The following is a 23,881-nucleotide window of genomic DNA, read 5'->3' on the forward strand; positions in this document are numbered from 1 at the left end:
CCGTCCCTCCGCTAGATCGCGAGATCGCGATCCAGGGGGAAGATCGGCCGCGGCACGTTCTTGTAGGGCAGCCTCTCCAGATGCGTGGTGCAGAGGGCGCCGCTGTCGCAGACGATCACCTTGCCGGCGATCGGCTCGAAGGCGGCGCGGAAATGCTGCATCGATTTGAGCCCGACCACGCTGTGCCGGGCCGGGTCGATGCCGAAGGCGCGGAACTGCTGCAGGTCGAGCATCTGGGCGGGCTCGGTCGTGACCAGAACCGCGGTATCGGCGACCCGGACGACGGCCGAAGGGCCGAAGCTCAGCCGCAGGCCGCCGACCATCGGGCCGTCGCCGACATAATCGCCGTCGCTGATGAGCTCGAGGCGGCCCTCGAGCTTCAGCGGCGCGCCGCCGAAGCGGGCGTCGGTCTTGCCGCCGAGCCAGACCTGGACATTCTGCCCGACCTTGTAGCGGCGCAGCTCCTGGGCCGCTTCCGGATCGACCATCGGTCCGAAGCAGGCCTCCTTCAGGTTCGCCGCCAGCATGGCCCGCAGCAGCTCGGTCGAATCGCCATAGCCGCCGCCCCCGGGATTGTCGGCATAATCGGCGATGATGATCGGCCCCTTGCCCCGCTTGTAATCCTTGGCGATCGCCGCGGCCTCCTCGACCGAATAGTAGCGGTTCAGCACGTCGAACCGCTTCGCCCAGATGTCGTCGGCGATGCCCTCGGCGAAGGCCTGATGGGTCTTCATGTCGCCCTCGGCCGTCACCAGCACCGTCGGCCCCACCTCCTTGATGTCGGCATTGCCGAAACCGGCATTGATGCTGACGGCATAGACGCCGGGCTTCTTCTCATAGGCGCGCGCCTGCTCGAACCGCCCGATCATGGGGCCGATGTCGGTGCGTCCGCCATTGGCCTCGTCCAGCATCGGCCGGTGCGCCCGGATGGTGCGCGGATGGATCTCCCCCTTCATCGCGCGGTGCAGCACCTGCCCCGCATGACGCCCCGCCTCGCGCATGTCGATATGGGGGTAGGTCTTGTAGGAGACGATGATGTTGGCGTGATCGCACATCGCCTGGGTGACGTTGGCGTGGAGGTCGAGCGTGATGGCGATCGGCAGCTTGGGCCCCACGATCTCGCGCAGGCGGCGCAGCAGCTCGCCCTCGCCATCCTCGCAGAAATCCGTGACCATCGCCCCATGCAATCCGAGAATGATCCCGGAAAGCTCGCCCCGCTTCTCCCGCGCCGCCACCAGGATCGGCGCGGTCAGCCGATCGAAGGCGTCGCGCACCACGAAGCCCGCGGGCTCCGCCGAAGCGCTCAGCACATGGATCAGCCGCCAGCCTTGCTGGCGCGCCACGTCGCGGAAGCCCGCCAGCTCGGTATTGGCCTCCCCCCGCTCCTGGATCGCCTGGTCGCCGAAGAAGCCGTAGCGGTCCATGAAGTTGCTGTACTGGGTCTGGCGGACGCTGAAGGTGTTGGTCTCGTGGGCGAACTCGGCGCTGAGAACGGTGAAGGTCATGGCGGTGATTCCTAGTCAGGAGGTGAAGGCGGGAACGGGAGCGGAGGTGGCCGTCAGGGGATGGTGGCAGGCGACGCTTTCCTCGGGCGAGAAGGCCGTCAGCTCGGGCCGGGTCCGGCGGCAGAGATCGGTGGCGCGGCCGCAGCGGCTGGCGAAGGCGCAGCCGGGCGGCAGGTCGTAGGGGCTCGGCACCTCGCCCGCCAGCCGCTCGATCTTGCGCCGCTGCCTCGGATCGGGCTCGAAGCTGCTGTCGAGCAGCGCCTTCGCGTAAGGGTGGCGCGGGGATCGGGCGGAGCGCGGAAATATCTCGACGATGCGCCCCAGATACATCACCACCACCCGGTCGCAGAAATAGCGAACCAGGCCCAGATCGTGGGAGATGAAGAGATAGGTCAGTCCCAGCTCGCTCTTGAGCCGCTCCAGGAGCCCGATGATCTGCGCCTGGATCGAGACGTCGAGCGAGGCGGTCGGCTCGTCCAGCACCAGGAAGGCGGGCTTGAGCGCCAGCGCGCGGGCGATGCCGACGCGCTGCTTCTGGCCGCCCGAGAGCTGGTGCGGATAACGCCCGGCGAACTCTGGATTGAGCCCGACCATCTCCAGCAGCTCGAGCACGGCCTTCTCCGGATCGGCCGGGCGCATGTCCTGCACCTGGAACGGCTCGAGCAGCGCGTCCTTGATGCGGTAGCGCGGATCGACCGCCGAATAGGGATCCTGGAACACCATCTGCATGCGTCGCCGCAGGAGACGCAGCTCGCGCGCCGGCAGGCGCATGAGATCGACGCCGTCGAAGGTCACGCTGCCCTCGCTGGGCTCGATCAGCCGCAGGATGAGGCGGGCGAGCGTCGATTTTCCGCAACCGGACTCCCCGACCACGCCCGTCACGCGGCCCCGCTCGATATCGAGCGAGAGTTCATTGACGGCCGTCATCGACCGCTCCCGGCCGAAGAGACCGCGACGGCTGGTGAAGCGGCGGCTCAGATCGCGTGCAGCGACCAGCGCGCTCATGACGGCACTCCGCTCGGGAAATGACAGGCGACGCCGTCGCCGGTCGGACCGCCCTCGAACGACGGCACCACCTCATGGCAACGAGGCTGAGCCTGACCGCAGCGCGGGTGGAACCGGCAGCCGCTGGGATAGCGGCTCACGCTGGGCACGGTTCCAGGAATGCCCTTGAGCGCGCCCGGCGCCATGCCAGGGCGCGGAATGCAGCCGATGAGCGCCCTGGTATAGGGGTGGCGCGGCTGGGCGAAGATCGCCCCGACCTCGCCGCGCTCGACCACGCGTCCCCCATACATGACGGCGACCCGGTCGCAGGCCTGCGCGACGACGCCCATATCGTGGGTGATGAGCATCAGCGAAAGCTTGCGGTCGCGCACCAGGTCGACCAGGAGCTGGATGATCTGCGCCTGCACCGTCACGTCGAGTGCCGTGGTCGGCTCGTCGGCGACGATCAGGTCGGGATCGGCGGCCAGCGCCATGGCGATCACCACCCGCTGCTTCATGCCGCCGGAAAGCTGGTGCGGATAGAGATCGTGGACCGCCAGGGGCTCGGGGATCTTGAGCCGGCCCATCAGATCGATGCTGCGCGCGCGGGCTGCCGCCGGATCGAGCCCCATATGAAGCCGCGAGACCTGGTCGATCTGCGCCCCCACCCGGAGGATCGGGTCGAGCGAGGTCATCGGGTTTTGGGTGATGAGCCCGATCCGCCGGCCGCGCAGCTTGCGGTAGGCCTCCTCGGGCAGCCGCGCCAGGTCGATCCCGTCGAAACGCACGGCGCCGCTGTCGATGCGCCCGCCGATCAGCGGCAAAAGCCCCATCACCGCCATCGCGGTCAGCGACTTGCCGGCGCCCGATTCGCCCACCACGCCCAGGATCTCGCCTTTCGCCAGCGCGAACCCGACATCGTCCAGCGGCCGCGTCGGCCCGATCGAGACCGAGAGCCGTTCGACCGAGAGGAGCGTCGCGTCAGGCATCGCGCAGCCGCGCCCGGATGTCGAGCGCGCGGATGAGGGCGTCGCCGAAGAGATTGATCGCGACCACGGTGAGCGCCACCACCAGCCCTGGAAAGACGATGATCCAGGGCGCGATGAAGATCTGGGCGGAGCCGCTGCTCATCATGGCGCCCCAGCTCGGCGTCGGCGGCTGCGCGCCCAGCCCGAAATAGCCCAGCGTCGCCTCGAGGATGATCGCATCGCCGGTCGCCAGCATGCCGGCGACGATCACGGGCGCCAACGCGTTGGGCACGAGATGGCGGAAGATGATATGGCCGTGGCGGGCGCCGAGGCTGACCGTCGCCTCGATATAGGTCTCGCGCTTCAGGGCCATGATCTGGCCGCGCGTGAGCCGCGTGAACTGGGCCAGATAGGCGATGGCGATGGCGAACATCGTGCTTTCGAGGCCGGGTCCGATGATGGCGACGAAGATGAGCGCGATCAGGATCTCGGGGAAGGACCAGGTGAGATCGACCGCCGCCGTCACGCCGCGGTCGAAGAGCCCGCCCAGATAGCCGCTCACGGCGCCGAGGCAGAGGCCCAGCAGCACCGAGGCGCCGATCGAGGTCACGCTGACGGTGAGCGAGGTCCGCGCGCCGTAGATGACGCGGGAGAGCACGTCGCGGCCGAACTCGTCGGTGCCGAGCCAATGGCTCATCGAGGGCGGCTGGTTGGTGATGGTCAGGTTCTGCGCGTCATAGGCATAGGGCGCCACCAGGGGCGCGAAGACCGCCAGGAGCAGGACGATGGCCAGATAGAGCGCCGGCAGGAAGCCGCGCGGGCTGGAGATCGCGCGCAGGACCGGATGACGCTCGGCAAGGGTCCAGGCGAGGCTCATCGCGTGGCCTCCTCGCGCACCCGCGGATCCATGGCCGCCTGGACCAGATCGCCCAGGAGGGTTCCCAGCATGACCGCGATCGCCAGCATCAGGAGGCAGCCCTGCACCACCGGATAGTCGCGCTGGGCCAAGCCCTTGATCAGGAGCGTGCCGAGCCCGGGCCGCGCGAACACGAACTCGACCGTGACGGCGCCGCCCAGGATCCAACCGATGCGCAGGCCCAGGATCGTCACCACCGGCAGCAGCGCGTGGCGCAGGATATGACGGAGCTGGATCGTCCGGCGCGGCAGGCCCTTGGCGTGAAGCAGCAGCACGAAATCCTTGCGCGCGGTCTCGATCATGGCGACCCGCGTGATGCGGGCGACGAGCGCCGTGCCGCCGAGGCCGATGGTCAGCACCGGCAGCACCAGGGAGCTCCAGCTCTTGGCGCCCGAGACGGGGAACCAGCCGAGCTGCACCGCGAACAGCAGCATCAGCAGCAGCCCGAGCCAGAAGGTCGGAACGGTCGATCCGAGCAGGATCAGCCCCATGACGCCGTGATCGAGCCGGGAATTCTGGAACGTCGCCGCCAGCGCGCCGGTCGAGATGCCGAGGAGCGTCGAGAACAGCAGGGCGAGCCCGCCCAGGGTCAGGCTGTAGGGAAGATTGAGCAGGACCAGGTCCGCCACCGGCCGGCGCATGACGATGGCGGTGCCGAAATCGCCCGAAAGCATGCCGCGGATCCAGAACCAGTATTGCTCGACCAGCGGCCGGTCGAGGCCGTATTTGGCGGTGAGCTGCGCCCTCTGGTCCGGGGTCGCCCCGATCCTGAGGAGATTGTCGATCGGGTCGCCCGGAACCAGGTGGATGATCAGGAAGATGACGATGGAGACGACGACGAAGACCGGGATGAGGGCGGCGAGCCGCCGCAGGATATAGCTGAACATCCCGGTCTCCGTCCTCTCGGCAGGGCGGCCGGCTAGCCGATCACTTCGATATCGACGATCGACTGGCCCTCGAGCGCGGTGCCGCGGATCTTCTCCGGCAGCTTCAGGCGCTGCTTGTTGTAGCCCAGGTTCTGCACCGGCTGGTAGATCGGGGCGAACACGAACTGCGACAGCAGATATTCGTGATAGGCGGTGAAGTTCTTGACCCGCTCCTCCCAGGTCTTCGACTGCTCGAGCGCGATCTTGTCGAGCTCGTCCGATTTCGCGTCCTTCCACATCGAGACGTTGGGATAGCCCAGCCGCTCGCCGTTGAAGAACCAGTCGAGGATGTCGGCATTGCCCCATTCGTAGGAGCGCACGGCGAGCTGATGCTCGTTCTTCTTGTACTGGTCGCGGATCGTGCTGGAATCGAACACGGTGATCTCCGCATCCATGCCGATCGCCTTGAGCTGGGCCTGCACCGCCTCGGTCACCCGCTTGAACTCGGTGTCGCTCTGGGTCCAGAGCTTCACGTGAAGCGGCTTGCCGTCCTTCGCGCGGATGCCGTCGGGCCCGGCCTTCCAGCCCGCCTCGTCCAGCAGCGCCTTGGCCTTCTCGGGGTCGTAGCTGATGTTGTATTTCGGATCGACCTGCGATTCCTTGAGCGCGCTGATCAGGAAGTTGTGGGCCTCCATGCCGACCCCGCCATAGATGCTGTCGAGGATCTCCTTCTGGTTCACCGCCAGCGCCGTCGCCTCGCGCACCTTGATGTCGGTGAAGGGTTCGACGGTGGTGTTGATCGGCATATACATCACGTCGAGGCCCGGCATGCTCAGGATCGCGACGTTCGCCTCGGCCTTGAGCTGCGACAGGAAGTCGGTCGGCACGCCCATCAGCAGATCGACGCCGCCTGTCTTGAGCTCGAGGAAGGCCGTCGACTGCTCCGCGATCTCGCGGAAGGTCAGCTTCGCGATCTTGGGCGCGCCCTTGTTCTGCGACAGATCGCTGCCCCAGTTGTACTCGTCGTTGCGCACCAGCACCGTCTCCTGGCCGACGGTGAAGCTCTCCATCTTGTAGGGACCCGAGCCGACCGCCTCGGTCACGCCGAAATTGTCGCCCAGGCGCTTGTAGGCCTCCGGCGAAGGAATTCCCATGAAGCTGCTGGAGAGATTGAACAGCATGTTGGAATCCGGATGCCCCATGACGAACTTCACGGTGTGATCGTCGACGATCTCGACATGGTCGATGCCGGCGACCATGTATTCGTTGTCGGTCCCGCGATAGGCGTTGATCCACCAGTCGATGGTCTTGGCGTCGAAGGGCTGGCCATCATGGAACTTCACGCCCTGGCGCAGATGGAACACCCAGCTCATGCCGTCGGGAGCGGCGTCCCAGGATTCCGCCAGATGCGGGTGGTAGCTCTGGTCGGCATCCTGCACCACCAGCCGATCGAAGATCAGCGAGGTCGCGACATTGAGCACGCCCGCCTTGATCGGGTTGTACATGGGGGCGCCGACCTCGTTGCTGCCGACGACGAAGATGGCTTCGGCATCCGCCGCGTGGGCCGGCATGACCTTGATCGCGGCGCCGGCGACGAGCGCGAGGCCCGTGCTGGCGAGAAGACGTCTGCGAGACAATCCGTTCATGATGATCCTCCCTGTGATGGCTTGATTTCCACGTTGTCCGTCGGCTCTCTTGCCGGAGCCTGTCCCGGACGCGAATTCAATGTTCGGGGGCGGATGTCTCCCCCACATAGCCGATGAAGCTGCTATAGAGCGCCGAGACCTCGTTCATCCGCTTCTCGATGTCGGGCCCGAGCTCGTTGAAGACGCCGTTGACCAGCAGGTTGATCGCGGTCGCCATCTGCGCGGTCGAGTCCCAGAACAGGTTGAACTCGGTCGGCACGATCAGGATCTCGTCCACCACGCCCCGACCCCAGTCGCAGAACGGATCGGTGACGAGGGTGGTGGGGATGCCCGCCTCGCGCGCCTTGCGCGCCAGGAGCCGGGACAGGCGCGAATAGCGCCGCGCCTCGAACAGCACGAGGCAGGAATGGCGCCGGTCGCTCAGCAGCAGCTCGGCGAAGTTGCCGCCGGCGAGATCGAGCAGCTGCACCCCGTCGCGCAGATACTGGAGCTGATGGGCCAGGATGGCGGCCATGCCGCGCTCGGTCTGGAATCCCGCGACGAAGACCCGGGGCTTGCGGGCGAGGCGCTTGACGACGCGCTGCCATTCGCGCGTATGCGCCATCTCGTAGACCTTCACCAGGCCGGCGATCTCGCGCTCCAGCCCCTTGGCGAGCTCGTCGGCGCCGTCGCGGCTGCGCCGCTGGAACTCGCGCAGCCGGTCGCCGATCAGCCAGGGCCGGTCGCCGATATCGGCCTTGAGATCGGCCTTGAGATCCTTGAAGCGCTTGTAGCCGATCGAGCGGCAGAAGCGGCCCACCGTCAGCTCGCTGACGCCGATCTTGCTGGCCAGCGTCGCCGCCGTCTCGAACGGCATCTCCGCCAGGTTGGCCAGCATGTAGCTCGCGATCGCCGCCTCGGCCTTGGTGGCCTTGGCCAGGGAATCGCTGAGCCGCTGACGGACGGATGCATTCATCGCTGCCGGACCTCTCTCCTTCGGCGCCGGCAAGACTGTCAGTTTTCTGACATACGGTCAACGATGGATGTTTTTCTGATATGGCGCCCGCGGCCAGAGCCGGGCGCGTGACAGGGACGGAAGTTCCGCGCTAGCGTCTTCCGGCAATCAGGGGGAGTTCGGGCGGATGGATCGCGAAGGATGTCGTGACGCGGAAGGGATGGCCGGCGACGAGGCGCCGCCGGCCTGGTCGCGCCGCAGATTGCTCCTGGGCTGGAGCCTGATGGCCGGCGCAGCGGCCGGGCTCGCGGCCTGTTCCACCCCGCGCTACGACCCCGACCGGGGCCTCTTCGTGATGCGTCCGAAGAAGTAGACGGGCCTCGGCCAGGGGCGAGGCGAAGAGGACGGGCCGGCGCGCCGACGGGTCTTCCGTCCTAGGCAGCGCTCTCCGGCACGAACATGTAGCCCACGCCGCGCACGGTCTTCAGCACCTCGGGGCGCTCCGCATTGACCTCGATCTTCTTGCGGATGCGCGCGATGCGGACATCGACGCTGCGGTCGAAGACCTCCTCGCCATGGGTATGGGCGAGTTCCAGCAGCCGGTCGCGGCTGAGCACGCGGTTGGGATTCTTCGCGAAAGCCACCAGCAGATCGAACTCCATGCTGGTCATGGCGATCTCGTCGCCGTTCGCGTCGTAAAGCTTGCGCGAGGCCACATCGAGCGTGCAGCGGCCCATGCGGATCTTCTCCATCGCCTGGCTCGGGCTTGCCGCGCGCGCGGCGCCGCCGGTGCGCACGCGCCGCAGCACGCTCTTCACCCGCGCCAGCAGCTCGCGCAGATCGAACGGCTTGGTCACATAATCGTCGGCGCCCATCTCAAGCCCGACGATGCGGTCGACCGTCTCGCCCAGGCCGGTCACGACCACGATCCCGACGCCGCCCCGCGCGCGCAGCTCGCGCGTCAGCGCGAGGCCGTCCTCGCCCGGCAGATGCAGGTCCATCAGCACGATCTCGACCTGCTCGACGGCGATGACCTGGCGCATCGCAGCCCCGTCGCCGGCGGTGCTGACGGCGAAGCCCTGCATCTCGAAATATTCGCGGACCGTGCTCTGCACATCCGGATCGTCATCGACGACCAACAGGCGGGTCTTGCCGTCCATCCTGATCTCACCGCTCCCCAGTCATCGCCTTCGGCCGAAACGGAAATGAAAGGCCACACCATCCCCCTGCCGGTTTCCTTATCGAAACCCGGCATCGGGGCTGGGGCCACAGACCCGATTCCCATCCTGTTCGGTGATTCCAAACCCCGCCAGGACTTCTGACACATTACCCAAAAGCCCCCGCCGATGCACGGCCGGGTTTGGGCTATTGGAGGATAATCGGGGCGGCCATTGGGGAAAGCCTGAAATTCGTCGGAATTCCCTGGTTTTGGCGATCCGGTCAGCAATCCGTCCACGGTTTTTTCCGCCGCCGCGCCGACAAGGACGCCCTTGCTGCCGCATGCCCGAAGACGCTGATTTATTTCAGGCCCCGGCGGAATCGCAATCAAATCTGCAACAATAGAAACAGGATTCCCGCTTCCGAGACACCATGCTGCAACGCGGGGAGACCAAATTCCTGTCCGACGCGCTGGACCGGAGGCGATCGAAACGATTGCCGCTGGGGGGCCGGCGCCAGGAAAAGGAGATGTTCCATGGCCATTCAAACCAACGACCACCTTTTTGCGTCCCGCAGCCAAGTCGCGGTCGTGCCGGTGCTGATGCGCACGCTGGAGTCGGTCTACCACTGGTGGACCCGCACCAGCGAGCGCCAGACGCTGGCCAACCTCGATGAGCGCACCCTGCGCGACATCGGCATCTCGAAGGCCGATGTCTATCGCGAGGCGCTGAAGCCCTTCTGGCGGTCCTGATGCGCATGAGAGGGGGCGCCATCGTCCCCCTGGCACCGCGCCAGCCGCAGCCGCATCTGCCGAACCCTCTTCCTCGCGAGCCGGGGAAGAGGGTTTTGCTTTCCGGCTTGAGGCCGGTCAAGTCGCCGGCTGCAGCAGATGGCCGACGAACCGCCGGACATCCTCGGGCGTGAACGGCTTCTCGAGGCAGGCGGCGCCGGTTTCCGCCAGGAACTCGCCCTGGCGCTGCGACAGGGTATCGCCCGTCATGAACGCGATCTTCGCCACCATCGAAGGATGGTCGCGCGCCAACGCGGCATAGAGACCGGGGCCGTCCAGCACCGGCATCTTGAGATCGCTGAGAATCAAGTCGAACGGCCGCGTCTTGAGCTGGTTCAGCGCCGCCTCTCCCTGGGCGACGATCTCCACGCGGTGACCGAGATCTGTCAGGATCTCGGCCAGCGTCTCCGCGATTTCCGCCTCGTCATCGACCACCAGGATGCGCCGGCCCTCGTCGGCGGTCGCCGCCTGTGCTACTGCGGCCGGCGCCGCCTTGGGTTTCGGCAAGCCGGCCAACGGCAGCTCGACCGTGAAGGTGGCGCCGCCGCCGGGCGTCTCGCTCGCCGTGATCGAGCCGCGATGCGTGCCCACGATCGTCATGCAGAGCGAAAGCCCGATCCCGGTACCTTGTCCCGTCGGCTTGGTGGTGAAGAAGGGATCGAAGATGCGCGAACGGATCTCGGGCTCGATCCCGGGGCCGTTATCCGCCACCACCAGCCGCAAGCTCTGCCGCGTCTTGTCGAACCGGGTCGAGATCTTGAGCCGGCGCAGCGACGGGCGATCCGATCCGGCCGGGCCGGTTCCCGGCTGGCCCGCGAGCGCCTGCTCGGCATTGACGATCAGGTTGGTCATAACCTGATGCAGCTGGTCCGCGTCGGCCATCAGTTCGGGCAGGTCCGGCGCCAGATCGAGGGTCAGCTCCACGCCCGAGGTGCGCAGCTGATAGCCCAGGAGGTCGAGGGCCATGCGGACGACCGTGTTGATCTGCACCGGCCGCGGCTCCGGCTCGCGCCGGCGGGCCAGCGCCAGGAAGGTCCGCACGATCTTGGAACAGCGCTCGGCCGCGTGGCGGATCTTCTGCGCGCGGGCGGTGAAGGCGCTCTCGCGCGCGGCCTCCTCCAGCAGGAGCGACTGTCCCACCACCACCGAGAGCGGATTGTTGAGCTCATGCGCCACGCCGGCGAGGAGCGAGCCTAGCGCCGTCAGCTTCTCGCTCTGATAAAGCGCCTCGCGCTGGCGCGCCATCTCCGCCTCGGTCTGCTTGCGTTCGATGGCGCCCGCGATGAGCGCAGCCGCGGTCCTGAGCACGTCGATCTCGATCTCGGTCCAGGCCCGCTCGGTGCGGCAATCGTCGAATCCGAGGAAACCCCACCAGCGCCCGTTGGCCGTTAGTGGCACCGAGAGGAAGGAAAGCGTGCCCTGCTCCTCGAACACCTCGCGGGTATAGCCCGAGGTGGCGCTGCGGACGGTCTGAATCACCTCGCCGCGCTGGCGCCGATGCGCCCAGTCGTCGAGCTCGTCATTGAGCGTGTCAGGGTCCCGGATCGGCATGTTCTGGTAGCGCTGGTCGCTGCTGATGGGCTCGAGCGGCGCCACGCACCAGTCATAGCGGCAGCTCTGCACCATCTCGTTGTCGGGACCCCGGTGGGTCTCGAACAGCGTGACGCGATCGACCTCGGCCGCCTTGCCGAGCCGGCCCAGCAGGTCCTGGATCCCCGCCTGCCAGTCATTGCCGCCGACGATCCGCGTGGCGGCATAGCCGATCGCCTCGAGCATCGCCTCGCGGCGCGCGAGCTCGGCCGCGACTGAGCGGCGATCGGTAGGATCCTGGGATGCCATCTTGCGGAAAAACCTCCTGTCGCCCGGCGGAGAGCCGCTGTCGTGGGGCCGCCTGCAGGGCCCGACTATTCCTATCAGAAAGCGCCGGGAAGACCCAACTTTGCCCCCTGAAAGCGTTGGCAGGGCCTCCCATATGGAATGAAATGAAGCGTTTCCGCTTCCGTGGCGGAATGCGGGGTTGCATGGCGATAAGGTCCCTGACGCGATCGGTTGTCCTTGCCCTGGCGCTGCTTCTGGCGGCGGGGACGGGGCCCGGCGCGGACGATCAGATGGGAACCCGTTCGGGGGCATCCTCTTCGCCACCCCCGAGAATGCCGTCCCGGGGGCCTGGCCTCGTGCCGTCCTCCGGCTCCGGAATCGTGCCTTCCTTCGGCCCGACCATCATCCCCTCACTCGGCGCGGGGATCGTGCCGCCGCTGGTCTCGGCACAGCCTTGCTGCCAGGGCGGTGCCGATCATCGCCGACACCATCGTCCCTTCTTCGCGGGCTTCGGCGTGGCGGCGGTGAACGGACCCACGTTCGTCCCGCAGCCCGTCGCGACGGCGCCTGCCCCGGCCCTCCCGCCGCCGGCGGATTTCGACCCGCATCTGGTGACATTGAAACCCTTCATCCCCCGACCCGGCGACCCGGCCTCGGTCCGGATCTTGAGGCCCGGACAGCCGGACGAGATCGTGAAGGTCCAGACCGCCGCGCGCTGATCAGCGCCGTTCCCAGGCCCGAACCGCTTCCAGCGGCCGCGATTCCGGAGAATAGGGCTCCTCGCCCTCCTCAGGCGGCGCCTCGGCACCCTCGGCCATCTCGCCATCCTTGAGGATGCCGGCACCGAAGCCGCCCGATTGGCGCAGCCAGAGCTTGGCATAGGCGCCGCCCAGCTCGAGCAGCTGGTTGTGCGAGCCCTGCTCGACGATACGGCCGCGATCGAGCACCACGAGCCGGTCCATGCGGGCGATGGTCGAAAGCCGGTGCGCGATCGCGATCACCGTGCGTCCCTTCATCAGCCCCTCGAGCTGCTCCTGGATCGCCGCCTCGACCTCGGAATCGAGCGCCGAGGTCGCCTCGTCCAGGACCAGGATCGGCGCGTTCTTGAGGATCACGCGCGCGATCGCGATGCGCTGGCGCTGGCCGCCCGAGAGCTTGACGCCGCGCTCGCCGACATGGGCGTCGAAGCCGCGCCGCCCCTGCCAGTCCTCCAGCGTCTCGATGAAATCGAGCGCATGGGCCTTGGCCGCCGCCTCCCGCGCCTCGGCCATGCTCGCCTGCGGCTTGCCGTAGCGGATATTGTCGAGGATCGAGCGGTGCAGCAGCGAAGTGTCCTGCGTCACCATGGAGATATGGGCGCGCAGGCTTTCCTGTGTGACACCGGCGATGTCCTGTCCGTCGATCAGGATGCGGCCCTGCTCGACGTCGTAGAAATGCAGCAGCAGGTTCACCAGCGTCGACTTGCCGGCGCCCGACTGGCCCACGAGGCCGACCCGCTCGCCCGGCTTGATGTCGAGATCGATGCCGTGCAGCACGCCGCGGGTCGTGCCATAGCCGAAATGGACGTTCTCGAACTGCACATGGCCTTGCGTGACCTCGAGGGTGCCGGCATTGGGCCGATCGGGCATCTGCAGCGGCACCGCGATCGACTTCATGCCGTCCTGCACCACCCCGACATTCTCGAAGATCGCCGTCACGTTCTGCGCGACCCAGCCGGCGATGTTGGCGATCTGCCAGGCGAGCGGGATCGCCATGGCGACGATCCCGACCTCGATCAGTTCCATCGACCAGAGCCACATCGCCATCGCGGCGGTGCCCACCACCATCAGGATGTTGAGGCTGATCAGGCTCATGCTGAAGATGGTGATGAGCCGCTGCTGGCGGTGGAAGGTACGGGTATGCTCGTCCACCGCCTCGCGCACGAAATCGTCCTCGTCGCGCGGCCGCGCGAAGAGCTTCACCGTCAGGATGTTGGTATAGCTGTCGACCACGCGACCGGTGAGGGCCGAGCGCACTTCCGACATCTCGCGCGACCGGTTGCGCATGCGCGGCACGCAGATGCGCAGCAGGATCACGTAACCCACGAACCAGAAGAAGACCGGGATCGAGAGCCGCCAGTCGTGCGAGGCCAGCACCACGAGGGCGGTGCCGCCATAGACCAGGATGTAGAGCACCGCGTTGGTCGAGGCGACCACGCTTTCGCGCAAGGCCGGGCCCGTCTGCATGATCCGGTTGGCGATGCGGCCGGCGAAATCGTTCTGGAAGAAGGTCCAGCTCTGCCGCACCACATGCCAGTGGCTCTGCCAGCGGATCAGGTTGGTGAGGCCCGGCGCGATCGCCTGGTTGGTGACGAGGTTCTGCAGCAGGAGAGCCACCGGCCGCGCCACCAGCAGAACCACGCCCATGAGAACGAGCTGTGGCCAGGCGGCGGCGAAGAAGGTCTCGTAGCTGTGGCTCGAGATCAGCGCCACGATCCGGCCGATGAAGATCGGGATCGTGGTGTCGAGCCCCGCCACGGCGATGCCGGTCAGGAACAGGGCCACGACCAGCCCGCGCACCTGGCGCACATAGAACCAATAGAAGGCGGCGAGCCCCGGCGGCGGCGCGGCCTCGGTCACCGCCGCCGTCGGTTGGAGCAGCTTTTCGAAGAAACGGAACAGGGACATATCCCGAGGTCTTACAGGGAGTCGCGCCCCCGGCAAAGCGGCAAGATTGCGGCTCCGCCATGTTGAGAGGACAGGCTCCCGCCCGCGCCTTTCCGCCATCATTGCACGGGGTTCATGGTCCTGAGCGCCACGAGGCGCCGGGTCCACCGGCGACTCAGCTTCGGGGTTCCGAACCGAGGAAGTGGCCGAACGCCATCAGCGGCTTGATGCGGTCACAGACGATCTTCGTGGTGGCGAGCATCGGCACCGCCAGCAGCGCCCCCGGGATGCCCCACATCCAGTACCAGAACACCAGCGAGACGACGATCAGGACCGGGTTCAGGATGAAGCGCCGGGCCAGCAGCAGCGGCGTCACGAACTCGCCCTCGATCAGATGGATGCCGAGATAGAGTCCGGCCGGCAGCAGCGCATGCCAGATCGTGCCGAAGGTCAGGAGGCTCGCCAGGAAAATCAGGACGATGCCGCAGAGCGGTCCCAGGATCGGAATGTAGTTGAGGAGGAAGGCGAGCGTGCCCCACAGGACCGGATCGGGCAGGCCGCAGAGGAAAGCGGCGACGCCGGTCAGGAGGCCCACCGCGATGTTCATCATGCTGACGGTCGCGAGATAGGCCGAGATGTTGCTTTCGATCTCATGCGCGATCTCCACCACCTGCTTCTTGTCGCTCAAGGTCGGCAGGATCTCGACGAAGCGGCGCAGGAACAGGTCGCCCGACATCAGCAGGAAGAACAGCAGCACGATCATGGTGCCGATCCCCGTCAGCATGTTCCGCGTCCCGCTGAAAAGAAGGCCGGCCACGCCCGGCCCGGCGACCGTGACGGAAACCGCGTTCTCGCCCTCGGCCAGATGCTCGAGCTGCTTGCTGGCTTCCTCGAGATCGGCGATGGGCTGCTTGAAGATGCGGATCTGGGCCTCGAGCTGCGCCAGGCTCTGCGGGATCTTGGCGAGCCAGTCGGCCGCGGGGCTCGACAGGCTGTAGCCGAGCGCCACGAGGCCGGCGATGACGAGGATGATCATGAGCAGCGCCGCGGCGAGCCGGGGCAATCCGAACTTCGCCCCCAGCCGCATGGCCGGCTGCAGCATGAGATAGAGGATGACGGCGAAGATGACCGGCAGGACGATCGGGCCGGCCAGATAGAGCGCGTAGAAGCTCAGCAGCAGAAAGATGCCGAGCAGCAGGAGCGTCTTGGGATCCTGCGGCAGCGGCATCTCGTCGGGGGCGGTTGCCGGCTCGGCCGGCGGCGGGCTCGCGGCGCCGGCCAGGACGACAGGGGCCGGGGTGTCTGCGGAGGGCTGGGCCATGGATCGGGCCCTTCATCCTCGTCCGGGCTGCTCAGCGCAGGATCAGCCGGCTGGCGATGAAACCGAGGCCGAAGGCGACGAGAACGCTCGTCAAGGGGCGCGCCCGGACCTGATCGCTGACGCGCTCGACCGATTGCGCGCCCTGCTCCGAGACCGTGTCGTAGAGCGCGTTGGCGCGGTCGCTGAGCTGGGTCAGCAGCAACTCGGCCCGCTCGCTCGCATGGTCGACCGCACCGCTGCGGATCTGGCCGACGATGGTGGCGAAATCGCTCTTCAGCGCCGCCAGATCGTCGATCAAGCTGTCCAGATCGACCGTGGCCGGCGCCTTACGCCTTGATTTCGTTGCGCGTTTCATGCCTGTCTTCCTTGCTCGAGCTGCGGCGGCATGAGGGCGGAATTCCCCCTCGCCTCCGCCAGCAGAACGGCCGGGCGCGCGCGAAGTTCCGGAACGCCGGCAGGAAATCAGGCCGGATCGGGCGGCAGGTAGCGGGTGGCGAGCCAGCCGCCATCGACCGGCAGCACGACGCCCGAGAGGAAATCGGCTTCGGGCGATGCCAGGAAGCTCACCGCCGCGGCGATGTCCTCGGGCTGCCCGACGCGCGGCGCCGGCGTGGTCTCGATCATCGCCCGCTGGTACCAGCGGCTGTTGTCGATATAGCGCTTCGTCATCGCCGTCTCGATCACGCCCGGCGCCACCGCGTTGACGGTGATGCCTTGCGGCGTCCAGTCGGCCGCGAGCTGGCGGGTGAGCTGCGCCACGCCGCCCTTGGTCGCGGCATAAAGCGCGGAGCTCGGGAAGCCGACCAGGCCGAAGACCGAGCTCACATTGACGATGCGCCCGCCCGGCCGGGTCATGACCTTGAGGCAGTCGCGGGTGAGCCGGATCAGGCCCAGGAGATTGACGGCGAACATGCTGGCGATGGCCTCGTCGTCATTGTCGGTGAAACGCTCGGCCTCCTCGCCGACCCCGGCATTGTTCACCAGCACGTCGATCCGGCCGAACCGCGCCTGGCACGCCCCGACGATGCGCGCGGGCGTCTCCGCGGCGCCGACATCGCAGACCAGCGGCTCGATCGGCGACTTGCCCGAACCCGTGGACGCCGCCGCAACCAGGCCGGAGAGACCGTCGGGATTGCGGTCGACGGCCAATACGTCCGCCCCTTCCCGCACCATGCGCAGGGCCACGCCACGGCCGATGCCGCTGCCCGCGCCCGTGACGATCACGACGCGGCCCGCGAAGCGCTCCGGAACGAACGACATGGCGGGCGTCTCCTGGACGTGCGTCATGCGACCGAGCCGCCGTCGACCGGCAGGCTGATGCCCGTGACGAAGGACGAGGCCGGGCTCGCGAGATAGAGCACCGCGTCCGCCACCTCCGCCGGCTTGCCGAAGCGGCCCATGGGATGGAAGGCGATGAACTCGCGCTCCCGTTGGGCCTTCGCCGCCGGATCGTCCTGCAGGTCGTCGAACACCGACTGCAGCATCGGCGTCTCGATCGAGCCCGGGCAGACGCAGTTGACGCGGATGTTCTCGGCCGCGTGATTGCGCGCGAGCGAGCGCGTCATCAGCGTGACCGCCCCCTTCGAGGCCGAATAGGGGCCCAGCAGCGGATCGCCCACCAGCCCTGCGGTCGAGGAGAAATTGACGATGCTGCCCCCGCCGCGTTTGCGCAGGAGCGGCAGGAAATGCTTCACCGTCAGGAAGGTGCCATGGACATTGACGGCGAAAACCTTGAGCCAGTCCTCCTCCGGACAATCCACGATCTTGCCGAAAGGCCCGATGATGCCGGCGGCGCAGACGACGATATCGGCACCGCCGAAGGCCGCCTCGGCCTTGCGCGCCGCATCGGCAAGCGCCGCGCTGTCTGTCACGTCGAGCGCGCGCGCATGGATGTCGCAGCTCTTGGGCGCCGCGATGGTCTCGCGGGTGTCGGCCAGCCCCGCCTTGTCGCGGTCGATCAACACCAGGCCTGCGGCACCTTCGGCCGCGAATTTCTGTGCCACGGCGCGGCCGAGGCCCGAGCCCGCACCGGTGACGACGGCGATCTTGCCGGCAAGCATTCCCATCCGAGGCTCCTGCGATTGGATGCGGGCCGCGGGCCGGGGCATGATCGCTCCCGCCCTGCGGCCCGGCATGCCCATCACTATCGCAACCGCCTCCCGTTGCGTCGATACGATTTCAGTATCGACGCAGCTCGGCTCCCCGTAACCCGCAAGCGGTATTGCCAATTCCTGCCGCAGCGGTGGCAACCGTCACGAGCGCGGCGAGTGCGATCCGGTCGCGGGACGAGACCCGCGTCAGATCCGTTCCCAGTATCCCGTCTCGGTGTCGAGGCGCTCCTGCTCCTCGCCGTGGAAATCGCCCCGGGAGACGATGCTGACGACCTTGCCGTTCTCGACGATCGGGACATGCCGGAATCCCCCGTCCTCCATCAGCCGCAGGGCGTCGATGGCGGAATGGCGGGTCGAGATGCTGCAGGGCTTCTTCGTCATCACTTTGGAAAGCGTCGTCTCGGCCGGATTCCGGCTCTCCGCCATGAGAGCCACGGCGTCGCGGCCGGTGAAGATGCCGACCAGCTGCTGCGCCTCGTCGACGACCAGGACCGCGCCGATGCGCCGTTCCCGCATCTGGCGGCAGGCTTCGCAGACCGTCGCATGCGCCGGCAGCGTGAGCGGATGCTTGTGCCGTACTATGTCGGAGATGCGGCGGACCGTCATATCGGCTCTCCTCTGGCTTCACCCCGTGTCGGTCGGTCTCGGGCAATGGCGGGATGCCGGAACCGAACGGCCCTCGGCCCCGGCAAGTCCGTTTCAACTTTGTGACAAATCGGAGAGGTTGCCGCGTTGACATAAGTCAAGACCCGGGGGTGCGACCCCGTTTTCAGCCACGGGGAGCGGTCAAGCTGCCGGCCGCCGGAAGGACTCCGTGCCTAGCCGTTGACCTTGAGCCAGGCATCGATCTCCGGCAGCCGCTTCGCCTTCACCGACAGCCGGAACTCGAGATCGGCATGGAACCGCTCGACCTGCTTGCGGTTGGCGGCCGGCACGTTCTCGTCGATGAAGCGCCGGAGCGCGGGCAGCAGCGCCGGATCGGTCGACATGGCCGCCAGCGAAGGGACGAAATTATAGCGCTGGAGCGCGTCGAGCCGGGCATTCACCTCGCTCAGATGCGCCTGCACGAAATCCCAGGCCAGCTTCGTATGGTCGAGCGCCACACGGGCGATCATGGAGGGGCTCGTGGTCTTGGCCGGCTCGTCGCTCAAGGCCAAAGCGAGATTGCGCTGTGCCAGACCCGGATCGCGGGCCGCGGCGAGCGCCAGGAAATACTGGTCCTTCGCCACCGGGTCGACCGCTGTCTTCGCCAGGCCGTGCAGCGTCTCATGGAGAGCCGCGTCGGCGGCGAAGCCGACCGTCCGCAGAACGGGCTGCCGGATGGCGGCGGGCAGGGCCGCGGCGTTCTCGGGATGGGCCACGAAGCTCTGGAAACGCGCCCTCGCCTCGCCGATCACCGCGGAATCGCCGAGCCGGCCGAGCGCGCCGATCAGGTCCTCGCGCAGGACCGCGGCATTGTCCGGTTCGCCGGGCCGCCGGTCCCAGCCCACCCGCTCGAAGACGGGCTTGAGGAGGCGCGCGGCATAGGCTTGCAGCGCGGCGCGGCCGGCCAAGCCGGCATAGAGCGCATCGATCGAGAGCAGCGTCTCGGTGATCTGGCGCCAGATGATCGTATCGGTCGCCGGGTTCGTGCGACGGGTCAGGTCGAGATAGGAAGCGACCGGCATGAACCCGACCTCGCCCAGGGCCCAGCCGTCATAAAGCAGACCCAGCTGATCGACGGAAGGCAGGTCGGCGAATTTCCCGGCGAGGCTGGCGAAGGCGTCCGCGCCATAGCGGCTTCTGAAATAGGCCGACTGGCCGGCATTGATCTTGACGGGAAGGCCGCCCTTGACCGGGATCGTGACGGGCGCCGGCCCGGCGACGACCGCCTTGCTCACGGCAGCGTTCGCCCCGACCGAGACGGCGGAAACCGGCACATGCCAGGCGAGCGGCTGGCGCGACGCCTCGTCCACGCCGAAACGATCCTGCCGGACCGTGACGGCGACCTGCCCGCCCTGCGGCTGGGCCTGCTCGACGCTGACCAGGGGGACGCCGGGCTGGCGGGTGAAATCGTCCGCGATCGTCTTGATGTCCTTGCCGCCCGCCGCCTCGATCGCCGACCAGAGATCGTCCGTCACCGTGTTGGCATAGGCATGCTGGCGCATATAGCGCCGGACGCCCTCCCGGAAGATCGCCTCGCCCACATAGTTCTCGAGCATCCGGATGACGGCCTGGCCCTTGCGGTAGGTGATGTCGTCGAAGGCCTGGTCGGCCTGCGCGCCGGTGGGCACGGGCTGCACCACCGGATGGGTCGTCGCCTTCGCGTCCTGCCTCATCGCCCGCTGGCGCGCGGATTCGGACTGGAGCCACATCGACCATTCCGGATGGAAGCGGTCGGTCGCCTTGTTCTCCATCCAGGAGGCGAAGCCTTCATTGAGCCAGAGCTCGTCCCACCAGCTCATGGTCACGAGATTGCCGAACCACATATGCGCCATCTCGTGGGCGATGACGACGAAGACGCGCTGCCGGTCGGATTCGCTCGAGAGCTGCGGATCGAGCAGGAGGACCTTCTCGAAATAGAGGATGGCGCCCCAGTTCTCCATGGCGGCGAAGCCGCCCGCTCCTGGTGCCGCGATCAGGTCGAGCTTCGGCAGGGGATAGGGGGTGCCGAAATAATCGTTGAAGTAGCCCAGCAGATCGACGGCGCTGTCGAGCGCGAACTGCCCCTTGAAGGCGCTGCCCCGCCGCGCGATGACAGAGATCGTGACGCCGCCGGCCTGGGTTTCCAGCCGCTCCAGGTCGCCGATGCCGAGGAACAGCAGATAGGTCGACATCAGCGGGCTTTTCTGGAAGCGGATATACTGAAGCCCCGCCTCCGACCGGTCGATCCGGTCGACCGGCATGTTGGAGACCGCGGTTTCGTTCGCCGCGATCGTCACGCCGATGGTGAAGGTCGCCTTGCGCGCGGGCTCGTCCCAGCAGGGCAGGAAGCGCCGCGCCGCCACCGCCTCGAACTGCGTCAGCAGCATCTGTCCGGGGCCCGTCGGCGTCTCGTAGCGCGTGACGAAGAGGCCCATGGCGGTCTCGTTGATCTTGCCGCGATAGTCGATCGCGAGATCGTAGCGTCCCGGCGCCAGCGCCTTCTCGAAGGTGAAGCTCACCTGCTGGCGCTCCGCATCGATCGCCCAGCGGCCGGAGAGCGCCGCGCCGTTGCCGCCGAGCTCGGCCGACTGGAACTCGAGATCGAGGCTGTTCATGACCACGGTCGAAGTCGCTTCCTCGACGCTGATCGTGATCACCGCGCGTCCCTTGAAGCTCAACGTCTCCAGCCGCGGCGCGATCTCCACCGCGTAATGGATCGGAACGGCGTTTCGGGGAAGCTCTGTCTGTGCCATCTCGTCCCTCTTCCTGCAGTGCGCGCCCGACGGTCCCGGCCACCCGTGCCGCCCGGAAGTTATAGGGCGTTGGATCGCGCGAAGGAAAGGTGGCGAATGACTGCAGCGACCGGCGGCTCTCGACGATCGCTACGGCTCCGTGACGGGTCGGCGCGTTCCCGGATACCTTTGACTGCAGAACATTAAGTTACTGCAACCATAGCGGTTCCATGACTAGCATAGGCGATGATTCGCCGAATCCCAGGGATCCGGAAGAGGGCGCAGCATGAAGACGATCATTTTGAGGTTCGCCTTGCTCGGTTTGCTATCGGCGTTACCCATCGGCATGAGCTGGGCCGATGATGCTCAACTGCAGCAACCGGAACAGACATGGATTCAGCCTGCCGGCAGGTATGCGGGCTATCACGAGTTCCTGGATCGGAAGTTCGCAGACCGCCGGTCCCGCGATGTCGCCGCCGGCATATATTCTGCTGACGTGGCGGCGACATTGGCGAAGTGCGAGGCGGACGCAACGGTCGCCCAGATGACGCCCGAGGATCTGGCGGTGCTGGATGCTGCCGCGCGAGGGGAAAGGGCCGCCCCGCGTTCCCTCGTCGAGAAAAGCCTGGAATGGCTGACGCAACCGAGCGCGTTCGGCTTGGCCAGGTTGGTGCCGTTCCAGCAGTACTGCCCGGAGACGTTCGAAAAATACCAGCGCTATCTGCTCTGATCCTGACTTGTCTTGTCCCATGCCCGGCAAGCGAGCCGCGCTGACCCTTGAAGCGCCGCCGCCCTCGGCGCCGTACCACGGCTCGATCCGGAGCGGTGTCAAATCGGAGAAGGCGATCGATCGCCTTGTGCCGCTGTCCGTTCCTGGGAACGGAGGGTCGAAGTCCGCGTTGACAGTCTTTGACGGCGTGACACTGCGGGTCCGAGGGCATGAAACGTTTCCTCAAGATCGCCGCCTGGACGGCCGGCATCCTGGTCCTGCTCATCCTGGCGGCGGGCGGGTTCGTCTATGTCTTCGCGACCTCGGACTATGTCCGTGCCCAGGTCGAGAATCACGCCAATGCGATGTACGGCCGCAAGACCAAGATCGGCTCCATCGCCATCGACTGGGGCTCGACCTCGCATATCCGGCTCACGGACGCGCAGCTCTCCAACACCGACTGGGGCAAGGCCGATCACATGTTCAAGGCGGAGGAGGTCGAGATCGACATCCGCCTCTGGCCGCTGCTCAAGGGCGATTTTGTCCTGCCGCGGCTGGTGCTGCACAAGCCCGACATCGCGCTCGAGCGCAACGCCGAAGGCAAATCCAACTGGAGCCCCGAGGAGAGCCCGATGGCGGGCAGCGTCGCCCAGGCGGTGCAGCCCGAGACGCGCAGCGAGACGCCGCTGATCAGCCGGATCGAGATCGACGGCGGCCACGTCACCTACACGGACATGCAGCGCCGGCTCGATCTCGAAGGCGAGATCCAGACCGCGACCGGCCAGGCCGGCGCCGAACCGCAGACCGAGCTCGCGCTCAAGGGCAAGCTCGAGGGACGGCCCTTGACGCTGCATTTCACCGGCGGCTCGGCGCTGATGTTGCGCGATACCAGCATCCCCTACCCTGCCGATCTCGATATCGGCTTCGGCAACACCAGGCTGAAGGTCAAGGGCACGGTCCAGGACCCCTTCAAGTTCACCGGCGCCGACCTGCAGCTTTCCCTGTCCGGGTCGGACCTGGCGGACATCTATGTGCTGCTGGGCATCCCGGGCCCGCCGACGCCGCCCTACCAGATCACCGGCCACCTGACCCGCGACGGCGATGTCTGGCACGTCGCCGATATGAAGCTGCATGCCGGCAAGAGCGATCTCGCGGGCAAGGTCACCATCGACCAGAGCGTCAAGCCGCCCCATCTCACCGCGGATCTTGTTTCCGACCATCTCGTCTTCGCGGACCTGGCGCCCCTCACCGGCGCCTCTTCCGACGAGGGCACGCCGTCGCAGCCGGCCGGCAAGAACGAGCTCTTTCCCGACGTCCCGCTCCATCTCGAACGCATGCAGAAGATGGACATGGACGTGACCCTCGATGCCCGGAAGGTGATCGCGCCTTCCTATGTTCCGATCGACGCGTTCAAGGTTCAGGTGAAGATCAAGGACGGCCAGCTCCTGGCGAAGCCCGTGGACATCGCCTTCGGCGGCGGCAGGGTGACGGGCGAGTTCGCCCTGCAATCGCAATCCGACAGCGCCAAGCTCATCACCGATCTCCGGCTCAAGGGCGTGAGGCTCGAGACCTTCTTCCGCGATTCACCCTTCTTCGATACCACCAAGGCCACGCTCGGCGGCCGCGTCTCGCTGGCCGGCAGCGGCCGGTCGCTTGCCGATGTCATGAACACGGCCGAGGGCGACATCGCGGTCGCCATGGATGACGGCTGGGTGAGCGGGCTGATGGTGAGCCTCGCGGGTCTCCAGATCGGCGACGCGCTGGTTCTCTATGTCACCGGCGACAACAAGATCCCGGTCCATTGCGCCCTGGCGCGCCTGACCTTCGATCATGGCACCGTCGCCTTCGACAAGACCCTGCTCGACACCGAGAAATCGGTGCTGCATGTCGAAGGAAAAGCCAATCTCGAGACGCAGGCGATCAAGGTCAAGATCGAGGCCGACCCGAAGCATTTCGACCTGCTCGACATCCACGCGCCGGTGCTGGTCGAGGGAACGATGAAGGACCCGAAGATCTCGATCGACCAGGCGATCCCGATCCCCACGCCCGATCTGGGCGGCGCCGAGGACGTGCCGTGCGAGCAGATGACCCAGCAGCTCTTCGCGGCCAAGCCGGCACAGAGCGATTGAACCAGGATCGATGTTCGGAAGGGCG

The 23,881-nt window shown here is 67.0% G+C and carries 21 protein-coding genes and 2 pseudogenes; 5 read left to right on the forward strand and 18 right to left on the reverse strand.

Annotated features, from left to right (window positions below; all coding sequences use genetic code 11):
• Positions 1 to 11: 11 nt before the first annotated feature.
• From FRZ61_RS19325 to FRZ61_RS19355, 7 genes are all read right to left on the reverse strand, one after another.
• On the reverse strand, positions 12 to 1,505 hold the full coding sequence (locus tag FRZ61_RS19325; protein WP_151119266.1) for a M81 family metallopeptidase: 1,494 nt from the start codon (positions 1,503 to 1,505) through the stop codon (positions 12 to 14).
• A 15-nt stretch (positions 1,506 to 1,520) separates the two neighbouring features.
• Entirely contained in the window at positions 1,521 to 2,510 is a 990-nt protein-coding gene (locus FRZ61_RS19330) for an ABC transporter ATP-binding protein (RefSeq protein ID WP_151119267.1), read from the reverse strand.
• Positions 2,507 to 3,478, reverse strand: a complete 972-nt coding sequence (locus tag FRZ61_RS19335; protein WP_151119268.1) for an ABC transporter ATP-binding protein — start codon at positions 3,476 to 3,478, stop codon at positions 2,507 to 2,509. Before FRZ61_RS19335 ends, FRZ61_RS19330 begins: the two co-directional genes overlap by 4 nt.
• Positions 3,471 to 4,334 carry an ABC transporter permease gene (locus tag FRZ61_RS19340; RefSeq protein WP_151119269.1) on the reverse strand — a complete coding sequence of 288 codons (864 nt, stop codon included), beginning with the start codon at positions 4,332 to 4,334 and terminating at the stop codon, positions 3,471 to 3,473. The genes FRZ61_RS19335 and FRZ61_RS19340 overlap by 8 nt, the downstream gene beginning before the upstream one ends.
• Positions 4,331 to 5,260 (reverse strand): ABC transporter permease, encoded by a 930-nt coding sequence (locus tag FRZ61_RS19345; RefSeq protein ID WP_151119270.1) that lies wholly within the window; start codon positions 5,258 to 5,260, stop codon positions 4,331 to 4,333. Before FRZ61_RS19345 ends, FRZ61_RS19340 begins: the two co-directional genes overlap by 4 nt.
• A 32-nt stretch (positions 5,261 to 5,292) precedes the next feature.
• Complete coding sequence (locus FRZ61_RS19350) at positions 5,293 to 6,885, reverse strand: ABC transporter substrate-binding protein (RefSeq protein ID WP_151119271.1); 1,593 nt, start codon at positions 6,883 to 6,885, stop codon at positions 5,293 to 5,295.
• A 76-nt stretch (positions 6,886 to 6,961) separates the two neighbouring features.
• Positions 6,962 to 7,840 (reverse strand): MurR/RpiR family transcriptional regulator, encoded by an 879-nt coding sequence (locus FRZ61_RS19355; RefSeq protein WP_151119272.1) that lies wholly within the window; start codon positions 7,838 to 7,840, stop codon positions 6,962 to 6,964.
• Between the two features lie 166 nt (positions 7,841 to 8,006).
• Here FRZ61_RS19355 and FRZ61_RS19360 point away from each other — a divergent pair, with 166 nt between their 5' ends.
• Positions 8,007 to 8,192 (forward strand): hypothetical protein, encoded by a 186-nt coding sequence (locus FRZ61_RS19360; protein WP_151119273.1) that lies wholly within the window; start codon positions 8,007 to 8,009, stop codon positions 8,190 to 8,192.
• 61 nt (positions 8,193 to 8,253) lie between these two features.
• Here the strand turns inward: FRZ61_RS19360 and FRZ61_RS26990 are convergent, their stop codons facing one another.
• From FRZ61_RS26990 to FRZ61_RS27000, 3 genes and pseudogenes are all read right to left on the reverse strand, one after another.
• A complete protein-coding gene (locus tag FRZ61_RS26990) occupies positions 8,254 to 8,571 on the reverse strand; it encodes a winged helix-turn-helix domain-containing protein (RefSeq protein ID WP_456077640.1) in 318 nt (105 codons plus the stop codon).
• A gap of 41 nt (positions 8,572 to 8,612) precedes the next feature.
• Positions 8,613 to 8,718: pseudogene (locus FRZ61_RS26995) on the reverse strand (DNA-binding response regulator); the annotation flags it as partial.
• Positions 8,692 to 8,979: pseudogene (locus tag FRZ61_RS27000) on the reverse strand (response regulator); the annotation flags it as partial. The pseudogenes FRZ61_RS26995 and FRZ61_RS27000, both read right to left, overlap by 27 nt.
• A gap of 533 nt (positions 8,980 to 9,512) precedes the next feature.
• On the opposite strand from FRZ61_RS27000, the gene FRZ61_RS19370 reads away from it, so the two are divergent.
• Entirely contained in the window at positions 9,513 to 9,728 is a 216-nt protein-coding gene (locus FRZ61_RS19370) for a DUF1127 domain-containing protein (RefSeq protein WP_151119275.1), read from the forward strand.
• 117 nt (positions 9,729 to 9,845) lie between these two features.
• On the opposite strand, the gene FRZ61_RS19375 is transcribed toward FRZ61_RS19370, so the two are convergent.
• Positions 9,846 to 11,606 carry a hybrid sensor histidine kinase/response regulator gene (locus tag FRZ61_RS19375; protein WP_191909108.1) on the reverse strand — a complete coding sequence of 587 codons (1,761 nt, stop codon included), beginning with the start codon at positions 11,604 to 11,606 and terminating at the stop codon, positions 9,846 to 9,848.
• A 335-nt stretch (positions 11,607 to 11,941) separates the two neighbouring features.
• Here FRZ61_RS19375 and FRZ61_RS19380 point away from each other — a divergent pair, with 335 nt between their 5' ends.
• Entirely contained in the window at positions 11,942 to 12,304 is a 363-nt protein-coding gene (locus FRZ61_RS19380; protein WP_151119277.1) for a hypothetical protein, read from the forward strand.
• Here FRZ61_RS19380 and FRZ61_RS19385 read toward each other — a convergent pair whose 3' ends face one another.
• From FRZ61_RS19385 to FRZ61_RS19415, 7 genes are all read right to left on the reverse strand, one after another.
• The gene (locus tag FRZ61_RS19385; protein ID WP_151119278.1) at positions 12,305 to 14,251 is read right to left on the reverse strand and encodes an ABC transporter ATP-binding protein; all 1,947 of its coding nucleotides are present in this window, start codon (positions 14,249 to 14,251) and stop codon (positions 12,305 to 12,307) included. It lies immediately after the preceding gene.
• A gap of 154 nt (positions 14,252 to 14,405) precedes the next feature.
• On the reverse strand, positions 14,406 to 15,551 hold the full coding sequence (locus tag FRZ61_RS19390; RefSeq protein ID WP_151119279.1) for an AI-2E family transporter: 1,146 nt from the start codon (positions 15,549 to 15,551) through the stop codon (positions 14,406 to 14,408).
• A 31-nt stretch (positions 15,552 to 15,582) separates the two neighbouring features.
• On the reverse strand, positions 15,583 to 15,906 hold the full coding sequence (locus FRZ61_RS19395) for a DUF883 family protein (protein WP_151119280.1): 324 nt from the start codon (positions 15,904 to 15,906) through the stop codon (positions 15,583 to 15,585).
• Positions 15,907 to 16,013: 107 nt separating this feature from the next.
• On the reverse strand, positions 16,014 to 16,811 hold the full coding sequence (locus FRZ61_RS19400; protein ID WP_151119281.1) for an SDR family NAD(P)-dependent oxidoreductase: 798 nt from the start codon (positions 16,809 to 16,811) through the stop codon (positions 16,014 to 16,016).
• A gap of 23 nt (positions 16,812 to 16,834) precedes the next feature.
• Positions 16,835 to 17,617, reverse strand: a complete 783-nt coding sequence (locus tag FRZ61_RS19405; protein WP_151119282.1) for an SDR family NAD(P)-dependent oxidoreductase — start codon at positions 17,615 to 17,617, stop codon at positions 16,835 to 16,837.
• Positions 17,618 to 17,848: 231 nt separating this feature from the next.
• The gene (locus FRZ61_RS19410) at positions 17,849 to 18,268 is read right to left on the reverse strand and encodes a CBS domain-containing protein (RefSeq protein WP_151119283.1); all 420 of its coding nucleotides are present in this window, start codon (positions 18,266 to 18,268) and stop codon (positions 17,849 to 17,851) included.
• Positions 18,269 to 18,480: 212 nt separating this feature from the next.
• Complete coding sequence (locus tag FRZ61_RS19415; RefSeq protein WP_151119284.1) at positions 18,481 to 21,039, reverse strand: M1 family metallopeptidase; 2,559 nt, start codon at positions 21,037 to 21,039, stop codon at positions 18,481 to 18,483.
• 265 nt (positions 21,040 to 21,304) lie between these two features.
• On the opposite strand from FRZ61_RS19415, the gene FRZ61_RS19420 reads away from it, so the two are divergent.
• Together FRZ61_RS19420 and FRZ61_RS19425 are read left to right on the forward strand one after the other, a co-directional pair.
• Positions 21,305 to 21,748 (forward strand): hypothetical protein, encoded by a 444-nt coding sequence (locus tag FRZ61_RS19420; protein ID WP_151119285.1) that lies wholly within the window; start codon positions 21,305 to 21,307, stop codon positions 21,746 to 21,748.
• A 209-nt stretch (positions 21,749 to 21,957) separates the two neighbouring features.
• Positions 21,958 to 23,856, forward strand: a complete 1,899-nt coding sequence (locus FRZ61_RS19425) for an AsmA family protein (RefSeq protein ID WP_151119286.1) — start codon at positions 21,958 to 21,960, stop codon at positions 23,854 to 23,856.
• Positions 23,857 to 23,881 lie beyond the last annotated feature (25 nt).

It is taken from the genome of Hypericibacter adhaerens, assembly GCF_008728835.1.
Classification (GTDB): domain Bacteria; phylum Pseudomonadota; class Alphaproteobacteria; order Dongiales; family Dongiaceae; genus Hypericibacter; species Hypericibacter adhaerens.

What these genes read in the sequence shown, in the direction of transcription:
- FRZ61_RS19370 (WP_151119275.1), top strand. Translation starts at nt 9,513, where the DNA reads ATGGCCATTCAAACCAACGACCACCTTTTTGCGTCCCGCAGCCAAGTC.
- FRZ61_RS19355 (WP_151119272.1), bottom strand. Translation starts at nt 7,840, where the DNA reads ATGAATGCATCCGTCCGTCAGCGGCTCAGCGATTCCCTGGCCAAGGCC.
- FRZ61_RS19350 (WP_151119271.1), bottom strand. Translation starts at nt 6,885, where the DNA reads ATGAACGGATTGTCTCGCAGACGTCTTCTCGCCAGCACGGGCCTCGCG.
- FRZ61_RS19360 (WP_151119273.1), top strand. Translation starts at nt 8,007, where the DNA reads ATGGATCGCGAAGGATGTCGTGACGCGGAAGGGATGGCCGGCGACGAG.
- FRZ61_RS19425 (WP_151119286.1), top strand. Translation starts at nt 21,958, where the DNA reads ATGAAACGTTTCCTCAAGATCGCCGCCTGGACGGCCGGCATCCTGGTC.
- FRZ61_RS19385 (WP_151119278.1), bottom strand. Translation starts at nt 14,251, where the DNA reads ATGTCCCTGTTCCGTTTCTTCGAAAAGCTGCTCCAACCGACGGCGGCG.
- FRZ61_RS19390 (WP_151119279.1), bottom strand. Translation starts at nt 15,551, where the DNA reads ATGGCCCAGCCCTCCGCAGACACCCCGGCCCCTGTCGTCCTGGCCGGC.
- FRZ61_RS19335 (WP_151119268.1), bottom strand. Translation starts at nt 3,478, where the DNA reads ATGCCTGACGCGACGCTCCTCTCGGTCGAACGGCTCTCGGTCTCGATC.
- FRZ61_RS19420 (WP_151119285.1), top strand. Translation starts at nt 21,305, where the DNA reads ATGAAGACGATCATTTTGAGGTTCGCCTTGCTCGGTTTGCTATCGGCG.
- FRZ61_RS19400 (WP_151119281.1), bottom strand. Translation starts at nt 16,811, where the DNA reads ATGTCGTTCGTTCCGGAGCGCTTCGCGGGCCGCGTCGTGATCGTCACG.
- FRZ61_RS19340 (WP_151119269.1), bottom strand. Translation starts at nt 4,334, where the DNA reads ATGAGCCTCGCCTGGACCCTTGCCGAGCGTCATCCGGTCCTGCGCGCG.
- FRZ61_RS19395 (WP_151119280.1), bottom strand. Translation starts at nt 15,906, where the DNA reads ATGAAACGCGCAACGAAATCAAGGCGTAAGGCGCCGGCCACGGTCGAT.
- FRZ61_RS19375 (WP_191909108.1), bottom strand. Translation starts at nt 11,606, where the DNA reads ATGGCATCCCAGGATCCTACCGATCGCCGCTCAGTCGCGGCCGAGCTC.
- FRZ61_RS19345 (WP_151119270.1), bottom strand. Translation starts at nt 5,260, where the DNA reads ATGTTCAGCTATATCCTGCGGCGGCTCGCCGCCCTCATCCCGGTCTTC.
- FRZ61_RS19415 (WP_151119284.1), bottom strand. Translation starts at nt 21,039, where the DNA reads ATGGCACAGACAGAGCTTCCCCGAAACGCCGTTCCGATCCATTACGCG.
- FRZ61_RS19410 (WP_151119283.1), bottom strand. Translation starts at nt 18,268, where the DNA reads ATGACGGTCCGCCGCATCTCCGACATAGTACGGCACAAGCATCCGCTC.
- FRZ61_RS19405 (WP_151119282.1), bottom strand. Translation starts at nt 17,617, where the DNA reads ATGGGAATGCTTGCCGGCAAGATCGCCGTCGTCACCGGTGCGGGCTCG.
- FRZ61_RS26990 (WP_456077640.1), bottom strand. Translation starts at nt 8,571, where the DNA reads ATGGAGAAGATCCGCATGGGCCGCTGCACGCTCGATGTGGCCTCGCGC.
- FRZ61_RS19325 (WP_151119266.1), bottom strand. Translation starts at nt 1,505, where the DNA reads ATGACCTTCACCGTTCTCAGCGCCGAGTTCGCCCACGAGACCAACACC.
- FRZ61_RS19330 (WP_151119267.1), bottom strand. Translation starts at nt 2,510, where the DNA reads ATGAGCGCGCTGGTCGCTGCACGCGATCTGAGCCGCCGCTTCACCAGC.